We start from the raw sequence: 8074 nt of genomic DNA, 5'->3' as shown, positions 1-8074 counted from the left end.
TGGCGGGCGGCCGCTTCGAATGCGCGCAGCGCGTTCAGCGGGGGCAAAGTGCGGGACATGGCGCTGACCTGTGCAAAAACTGCACAAGTGATGTCAGGGAACTCTGTTTGTGGCAATGCCGCAGTTCGGGCAAACTGCAAGTATTCCTCAACGCACGAGGCCCTTCATGCTTACCATTCGTCGAAACGCGCTTTTGCGCGCACTCTCAACTTGTGCAAATTTCATGCAGCCGAAGCTCAAGATAAAGCCAACCAAGGGCACCACATTGCCCCCCATGACCGATCACATTGCACGCGATATCGGGCTGACACCGCATCAACGCGCGCTCCTGTCTCACCGCTGGCCGTCGCGCGAAAGCAGGCATCCGTATCTCTGATCGCTTCCCCTTGGCCCCGACGCCCGGTATGACAGGCCATGGCCGATCCGCTCGACACCGTCTTTTCCGCACTCGCCGACCCCACTCGGCGGGCGATCTTGACGATGTTGCTCGAAGACGACATGGCCGTCACCGACGTCGCCGAACCGTTCGAGATGTCGCTTGCCGCGATTTCCAAGCACCTAACGATCCTTACGCGTGCCGGGCTGATCCAGCAGGAAAAGCGCGGACGCGTGAAATGGTGCAAGCTGGACCCGGACGCGATGCGCGGGGCCTCTGTCTGGATGCAGGGATTTGGCCAGTTCGAGCCTGTGAACATGGACGCATTCGAACGATTTCTGGCCGCAGAATTGTCAGAGGGTGACCCGCTCTGATCGATGTCGCGACCCAGCTGCCGGATGCTCTTCCGCCCGCACGCCTTCGCATGGTGCGCGGCGCGCTTGTCATGCCCAACATGGTCGAAGGTGACGATACCCCGCATGGTGTGTTCGACAGGCGCGGGTCATTCTTGCCCCTGTCGCAGGCCCGGCTGTCCCGTGGACGGGTGAGCGCCGCACCGAATGCCGAGCCCGCGGAAGACCATTTGCCAGGCACACACCTTTACGCCGGATTTGGACATACGCATTTTGGCCACTTCATGCTGGAAAGCCTCGTACGCCTGTGGGCACTCGACCACCTTGATACACCGCCGGACGGTTTGGTCGTGCCAACGCGCCTGCATATGGATATGGAACCCGTTCTGGACGGCGCTCTGGCGCCGGTTGTTGACCGGTTCTGCGATGGCATCCCCTTTCGGGTCATAAGAAAGCCGACCCGGATCGACAGGTTGGTTTTGCCAACACCGGGGTTCGGCCATGGCCCGTGGCTAACCGGCACGCCGGAATTCCGCGCATACACACAGAAGAGATTTGCGCAGATCCATGTGGACGGCCCGGACAAGCTCTACCTGTCACGCACCGGTTTGCGGCGCGACCACCAACGTGTCGATCGCGAGGACGAGATCGAGGCGATGATGGAAGAGGCAGGTTATTTTGTCTTCCATCCGCAGAAGCACCCGCTTGAAATACAGCTTGGCGTTATCCGCGCCGCGCGCAGCATTGTTGGGTCGGACGGGTCGGCATTCCATCTTGCGCCGTTTGCAATGCGATCAGACGCGCGGGCAGCCATCTTCATGCGCCGCAACCGGCGCGAGATGCTCACTTATCTCTCGACCCAAATGCAAAGCTTTGCAGGCCCGAAACCGCTTGTCATCGATCCACGGCAACGCCCGCTGACCGGCGAAACACCCGCACCGCTCTGCGTCGACACGCTGCGAAAAACCCTGTCAGAGAAGGGATTCCTCTAGGCCCGCTCTTCATCCCGCAGCAGCAGGGACAAGGCGATGATGGTCAGCCCCACGCCAACCCAGACAACGCCTGGCGGCACGCCATTGCCCAGCGCAAGCTCCCAAAGGATCACCCAGCTGGGCGTGAGGTACGTATATGCCATAACCTTGGCCGATGGCAGGCGCAGAGTCGCAAATTGCAAAAGAACAAAGGTCGCAGCGGACGCAAAGATCGACACATAGATCAGAGTCACCCACACAATGCCCGGCAAGTCCGCCCAAGGCGTCGCGACCAGATCGCGCCACCCCCACAGCGTCAGCAACACGGCCCCCGCAATCAACATGCCAAAGGTAAACACGACCGCGGGCTCGCCTCGGTTCATCTTGCGCACCATCGGCGTATAGATCGCGTGACTGACGCAGCCGAAGAAATAGATGATTTCGCCGCGCCCCACCTCAAAAGCCAAAAACGCCGACAGATCGGCTCGAAAGATCACCCAAAGCGCACCCGCCGCCCCGACAGCGAGGGCAAACGCCATGCGGGGCGTCGTGATCTGGCGCAACAGGACATAGCCAAAGACCCCCGACATGACCGGGGTAAGGGTAAACACAGCCGCTGCACTGACGGGTGCCGCCGTCTTCAAGCCCTCGAACATAAGTACGAAGTATATAGCGAATAGGCCGCCCAGCAGCGCGTAGCGCCACGGTGCCTGCAACGCGGAACGTGGCACGCCACCCCGCATCAGCACGGCGACGCCAATGACAAGGGCCGCAATCCAGAAGCGCGCCGCGTTCAGAGCAGCAGGCGCAATTTCATTGGCCGCCATGGCGCCTAGCGAAAACGATCCGGCAACCAGCGCCGAAAACAGCAACATGGCCGCATGGCCGCGCAGTCCCGCGGTCACAGGACGTGCCAATCCTTGGACTTTTCCTTGAGGAAGGTCAGGAACGCCTGAACCTTGTTGGTGCGATGCAGATCGACATGGGTGACCAGCCATAGCGGTGACGACCAATCCTCGCGCGGGGTCACGATCTCGACCAGATTGGGATTGGCCCGCGCTTCCATCACTGGCAGGAACCCGATGCCTGCACCGGCCAGAACGGCCTGCTCTAACGCACGCACATCAGTCGAGCGAAAGGTAATGTCGTCCTCTGACACTTGGCTGCGCAGCCATTTGTGGAAGGGCGCGCGATTGTCTGCAGCGTCATGGCTGACAAAGCGATGGTCCTTGGCCGTTGCAATATCCTCCGGGTGCCCATGTTTGGCGATATAAGTCTTAGTGGCATAGAGCCCCATGGACTGGCGCACAAAGGGCTGCACGACATTGTCCGGCTGGTCCGGCGCATTGCCTGCGCGGATCGCAACATGCGCTTCACCATATTCAAGGCGGAACAGGCGCTCGCCCGTCAGATAGCGCACAACAACGTCGGGATGAATTTGCTGGAATTCGGTCAAGACCGGTGCCATCCGGGGCGCCATGTTCACCAGCGACGTGACAACCAATTCACCCGATACTTCGGTCCCACGGCCCTTGATGCGCCCGACAAGCTGGCTGAACTGATCATCTGTCGCTTGCGCCACACGGAACAAGTCATCCCCCGCCTCGGTCGGGGTGTAACCCCTTGCATGGCGCTGAAACAGTTTGACACCCAGCCGTCCCTCAAGCGCATCGATGTGACGGATGACGGTGGCATGGTGAACACCCAGAACCTCGGCCGCCCCGCTGACCGTGCCCATGCGGGCCACTTGATAGGCGGTCTTGATCTCGTCCCAATTGTCCATCGGCCAAAAACTCTTTGTGCAAATCCTAACAGATGCTGTTGAGTTTCGGGAATTGCGTTCGAATTTGCAAGGGCCAATTCTAACGGCACACAACACACATATCCCTGACCAAGGACCCGACCATGACCATCCTTCACATTGACAGCTCCGCCCGCACCCAAGGCTCCGTGACCCGTGACCTGACAGCCGACATCGTTGCAAAACTGGGTGGCGACGTGATCCGCCGCGACCTGACCGAAGCCCTGCCACAGATCACGGAAACCTGGGTCAACGCCAACTTCACACCCTTAGATGACCGCGATGCGGCACAGCGCGACACGCTGGCACTGTCCGACAGCCTCGTGGAAGAACTAAAGGCCGCCGACACCATCGTCATCGGCGCACCCGTGTACAATTTCGGGATTCCCGCAGCGCTGAAAGCTTGGGTCGACCTCGTTGCGCGGGCCGGATTGACCTTCAAATACAGCGAAACCGGGCCCGTTGGGCTGCTGGAGGGCAAGCGAGCGATCATCGCCATTGCAACTGGCGGCACACCTGTGGGCAGCGACATCGACTTTGCCAGCGGCTACCTGAAACATGTCATGGGCTTTATCGGCATCCACGATGTAGAAGTGATCGCCGCAGATCGCGTCATGGCGCAAGGCGAGGAGGCTGTCAAAGACGCCAAGGCCGAGATCGAGAAGCTCGCGGCCTAACGACGAAGCACTTGTTTCCCATTCGCCCGCCCCATGCATCACGTGCGGGGCGGGCTCACCCATTGCGGGCCGCGCAACAGTGCGGATAGCGTTACGACATGACCGTCCTACGCAACATGCCGACACAATTGATCCTGGCACATGCGCCATGGCTGCTGGGCGGCGGGTTGATCATCTGCATCATTGCCTGCGCAGCGGCGGGTCTTGTGCTGATCGCAGCGGGGGAGACCAGCGGCTTGCTAACCGTGCTGTTGGGCGCGGGCGCGCCGCTGGGGATTTTCGCAATGACAGTCAAACGCGATCAGGTCATCTTTGACGCCCATGCGGGAAACGTCACCGTTCAGCGCCGCACGCTCTTCAAGTACCAAAACGCCGTCCATAGGCTAGAGGTTGTGCGCGGCGCCGAAGTCGACGATTTTTCAGACACCGCGCGCCCGGTCCTGACTTTCCACGATTCCAGTGCCCCTTATCCGCTGGTTGAAGCCTATATGTCCGGCAACGGCCCACGCCGGTCGGTCGATGCAATCAACGATTGGCTGAGGGCGTATCGGCGCGCTGCTTAACGTCCGCCCCAAATTTCAGCGTCGCTGAGGCCCATATCGGCCAGGTCTGGCGCGCGGCGCTGCGCGTCTTGCTCCCATGCCATGTAAAGCTCATCCAGCTGCGGTGGTGGAACCGGAGTCATGCTCAAAAGTGCGTGGACCTGACCGCGATGATGAATCTGATGCTGGATCAGGTGCAAAAAGGTGCGATCGAACCGCTCTTCCTGAACGCCGCGGTCGCGTGCCATCTGCACAAGACGTGCCGGATCCGACAGGGTAGCGTCCTCGGTAACCGCAATCAGGCGGCGATCGACCTCACGCTGCGCCCCGCGCAAGACGGCCATATCCGGATATGGCGCCTCCTCCGCCAATGCGGCCGGGCCAATGCACGCGCCTTCGAGTGCCGAAACATAGAACAGGTCAACGCTCAGGATATGATTGAGCGTGGCAATGATTGACCCGAAAAACGACGGACGCGGCGCCGTCAGCTCGTCCCGGTCCAGTGCCGCACATGCGCGATGCAAACGATAGTTCGACCACGCATTGTTGTAGGCTTGCGGCGCAAAGAGGGGTGTCATCGAGGAATGCCCTTTCCAGTTTCGCCAAAGCAGAATCTGTCAAAAATTGATCAAGATCACAGCGCACTATCCATCAGCCCTTATCTTGTGGGGCGTACCAGACAGGAGACGGACCATGAAACATGTCATCGCCACCCTCGCCCTGATATGCACAGCACCGCTGACCGCGTTGGCCCAGGATATAAGTACTGGTGCCACGCTCTACCAGCGCCATTGTGCCACCTGCCACGGGGTCGATGCGGATGGCAAAGGGCCTATGCGTCCAGCGCTCTTGCTCCAACCGCCAAGCCTGCTTGACCTTGCGGCCCGGAACGATGGCACCTTCCCCATCATACGTGTGGTGTCGCGAATCGACGGGCGCGACCCTCTTGTCAGCCATGGTTCCCCCATGCCGGTTTATGGATGGTACTTCGAAGGCGAGGATACAGCCATCAAAGCCGAGACCGGCCAACCGATCCTGACCAGCCAACCCATAGTCGACCTGATGTTCTATTTGCAAAGCATACAGGAGTGAGGCGGATAGCCCATATCGCTGGGCACGCGGTCCGGGTCCGGTAAGGGCCCGGCTTCATTCATGCGACGTCTAAGCTCCTCGGGTAACACCTAAAAGCTGTTCGACAGCTTTTCCCGACACAGTGCCGCAATCACTGGAATTGTGTGTCGGCGGTCCGGAAATCGAGCGGCGATCCCGATATGGCGCGCCAGCGAAATCCAGCGAAACAAACTGATGCGGCGTTGATCCGGCAATGGCGCCGCGCCGCGATACCCGCCCAGAAAGGCATCCTCAAGCGCCTGAAAATGCCCCGCATCTCTGCCCTGCCGCATGGCAAGCTCACTGAGGTGAGCCAGAAAATTCCCAAGGTCGATTGCGGCGTCGCCCTGCGCGTAAAGATCCAGATCCACCAACCAGACCGTGTCCGGCCCAATGATGACCTGGTCGAAGTAGAAATCACGGTGCAACCCGACGTCCGACGTCGGTGGAAGCTGGGCAAGTCGCGTTTTAGCAAGAGACAGAATGTCTCTGTGATCTGCCTCTGGCACCGCCTTGTCCAAAACGGCCAATTCATCTGCGTGCGTCCACCGCCGTTCAGTTTGAGCCGGTATGAGATGCAGCCGAGCGAGCGCACGCCCTGTGCCCTGCATCGCGCTCAAGCGGTCGCTGTTTGGGTCATTCAACATATCGCCAAGCGGGCGGCCGGGCACGACCTGCTGCAACCACAGCGCCAGGCTATCCACTGTGCCCGCGACCGGCGGGACACCGACCCCATCGCTTCCGTCCAACCCTGCCGAACGCAGCTTTCGCTGAATGAGGGGCGCATAATGATCGATACCCTTGGCGCGCGACTTGCCCAACAAGACACCCCCATCCGGCATCGCGTACCGGACCAAAGCACGGCGCCCGGGTTTGAGCCTTGCCAGCACAACCCCCACGGGCCTTGCCCCCAATGCAGTGCGCATATGCTCAGGGTCGAGCGCGCCTGACAGACCAGCGATGACACCTGGCGCTTCCGGCAACTGAGACGTTTGACTGAGCTGCTCAACGCGGTCGAGGACAGCGCCAAGCTGATGGTCCCAATCGGACCTCCGATCGCGGAACGCTTCGACGGCAAGTGCGAACAGAGCATGCGCACGATGTGCGACAATGCTTTCACTCTTGGGAAGCGGTCGGACGGCCGCATAGCCTTCGATCAAAGCCCTGCGCGCATCCTCCGTCACGGAGCCCTCGATCTCGTCGCAATCAAGCCGGGCCAATGCGCTCCCCAGATCACGCGCGGCCGGGCCACGCGCTGCGCGGTCCCAATCAAGGATGACGGAGCCAAACGTCTTCCGCACCACCTGATCCGCAGAAAAGTCGCCATGAATGGCAACCACATCATCAGCCCCCAGCGCAGGCAAGCGTTGGGCCAGATCCTGCGCCTGTGCTTCCAGATTGGGTTGAAGATTGGTTATGGCCTGAACCAGGCGGTGCAGCTTCGGCGTGTTGGGCGCAGGAAGATGTCCTGGGGCTCCTGCCACATGATGCCTCGCCAGCATGGCCCCGGCCAAGGCGAAATCGCGCGGTTCGGATGTTGGTGAAAGTACATAACCTTGTGTCCAAGCGGTCGCGATGGCCAGGTCGTTTGATGAGGTTGCGATCACCGCAGGTCCGCCCATGGCCTCTGCATAAGTGGCGCCGGCAACCGCGCGGTCAAAGTCGCCCCTATTCGCATGCAGCTTCAACACCGCGGATGACGCTTGTGGTCCATGGGCGCGCAAAACGATCCTGCGGCCCGGCTTGTACCTGAGAATCTTGAGGGTGTGGTCGGGCAGCCCAAGACGGCGTAGTAGTTTTACGCGGGACTTATCGGCTGACAATTTACGCGCGTTTGGCAGACGCCTTTCCAGTATCAGCGGAACAAACACCGTAAATACGTCATCGCAATAGATCGCCTTCTTGGCTTTCTTGTTCCACTTGGGACGGTTTCGGATATCTGGCCAGCGCACAGGCGGGTAGGTCATCGCCGCCCACGCGCCAAGACTGCCGTCCTTTGGAACAAGACCTGCGACGCAATTCGTCCCCGGCTTGTACTTGAGGTAGCTATGGCGCAGCTCACCCAGACCGAGCGTTTTGGCAAGGGGCGCAGCGTTCAGAACCGCACCAAGGCCGGGCAGATTTGGATCCTGCGCACACAGGGCCGCATCTGCGGGCGACAAGTCAACTGTCCACGGCATACGGTGTCACTCCGGACTAGCAAGCCTCGGCAGCGGCCAGCCAACCGCCCGCCGCGCGCAACGC

9 protein-coding genes are annotated in these 8074 nt (G+C 60.6%); 5 read left to right on the top strand and 4 right to left on the bottom strand.

What is annotated here, in order from left to right; translation table 11 throughout:
* Positions 1 to 414 precede the first annotated feature (414 nt).
* Both AC6RA8_RS19490 and AC6RA8_RS19485 read left to right on the top strand, forming a co-directional pair.
* Entirely contained in the window at positions 415 to 750 is a 336-nt protein-coding gene (locus tag AC6RA8_RS19490; RefSeq protein ID WP_189368186.1) for an ArsR/SmtB family transcription factor, read from the top strand.
* A gap of 71 nt (positions 751 to 821) precedes the next feature.
* Positions 822 to 1721: a glycosyltransferase family 61 protein gene (locus AC6RA8_RS19485; protein WP_500355037.1), complete on the top strand. Its 900-nt coding sequence runs from the start codon at positions 822 to 824 to the stop codon at positions 1719 to 1721.
* Here the strand turns inward: AC6RA8_RS19485 and AC6RA8_RS19480 are convergent.
* Both AC6RA8_RS19480 and AC6RA8_RS19475 read right to left on the bottom strand, forming a co-directional pair.
* A complete protein-coding gene (locus AC6RA8_RS19480) occupies positions 1718 to 2605 on the bottom strand; it encodes a DMT family transporter (RefSeq protein ID WP_500355035.1) in 888 nt (295 codons plus the stop codon). The genes AC6RA8_RS19485 and AC6RA8_RS19480 overlap by 4 nt on opposite strands.
* Positions 2602 to 3483, bottom strand: a complete 882-nt coding sequence (locus AC6RA8_RS19475) for a LysR family transcriptional regulator (protein ID WP_500355033.1) — start codon at positions 3481 to 3483, stop codon at positions 2602 to 2604. Before AC6RA8_RS19475 ends, AC6RA8_RS19480 begins: the two co-directional genes overlap by 4 nt.
* Positions 3484 to 3605: 122 nt before the next feature.
* On the opposite strand from AC6RA8_RS19475, the gene AC6RA8_RS19470 reads away from it, so the two are divergent.
* Complete coding sequence (locus AC6RA8_RS19470) at positions 3606 to 4178, top strand: FMN-dependent NADH-azoreductase (protein ID WP_500355031.1); 573 nt, start codon at positions 3606 to 3608, stop codon at positions 4176 to 4178.
* Between the two features lie 98 nt (positions 4179 to 4276).
* Positions 4277 to 4741 (top strand): hypothetical protein, encoded by a 465-nt coding sequence (locus AC6RA8_RS19465; protein ID WP_500355029.1) that lies wholly within the window; start codon positions 4277 to 4279, stop codon positions 4739 to 4741.
* On the opposite strand, the gene AC6RA8_RS19460 is transcribed toward AC6RA8_RS19465, so the two are convergent.
* A complete protein-coding gene (locus AC6RA8_RS19460) occupies positions 4738 to 5298 on the bottom strand; it encodes a DinB family protein (RefSeq protein WP_500355028.1) in 561 nt (186 codons plus the stop codon). The genes AC6RA8_RS19465 and AC6RA8_RS19460 overlap by 4 nt on opposite strands.
* 115 nt (positions 5299 to 5413) lie before the next feature.
* Here AC6RA8_RS19460 and AC6RA8_RS19455 point away from each other — a divergent pair, with 115 nt between their 5' ends.
* Positions 5414 to 5812, top strand: coding sequence for a c-type cytochrome (locus AC6RA8_RS19455; RefSeq protein ID WP_500355026.1), 399 nt, complete (start codon positions 5414 to 5416; stop codon positions 5810 to 5812).
* Between the two features lie 89 nt (positions 5813 to 5901).
* Here the strand turns inward: AC6RA8_RS19455 and AC6RA8_RS19450 are convergent, their stop codons facing one another.
* Positions 5902 to 8010, bottom strand: a complete 2109-nt coding sequence (locus tag AC6RA8_RS19450; protein WP_500355024.1) for a phosphotransferase — start codon at positions 8008 to 8010, stop codon at positions 5902 to 5904.
* Between the last annotated feature and the right edge of the window lie 64 nt (positions 8011 to 8074).

Source organism: Tateyamaria sp., assembly GCF_059783535.1.
This window is presented reverse-complemented; position numbering and strand designations above follow the sequence as displayed.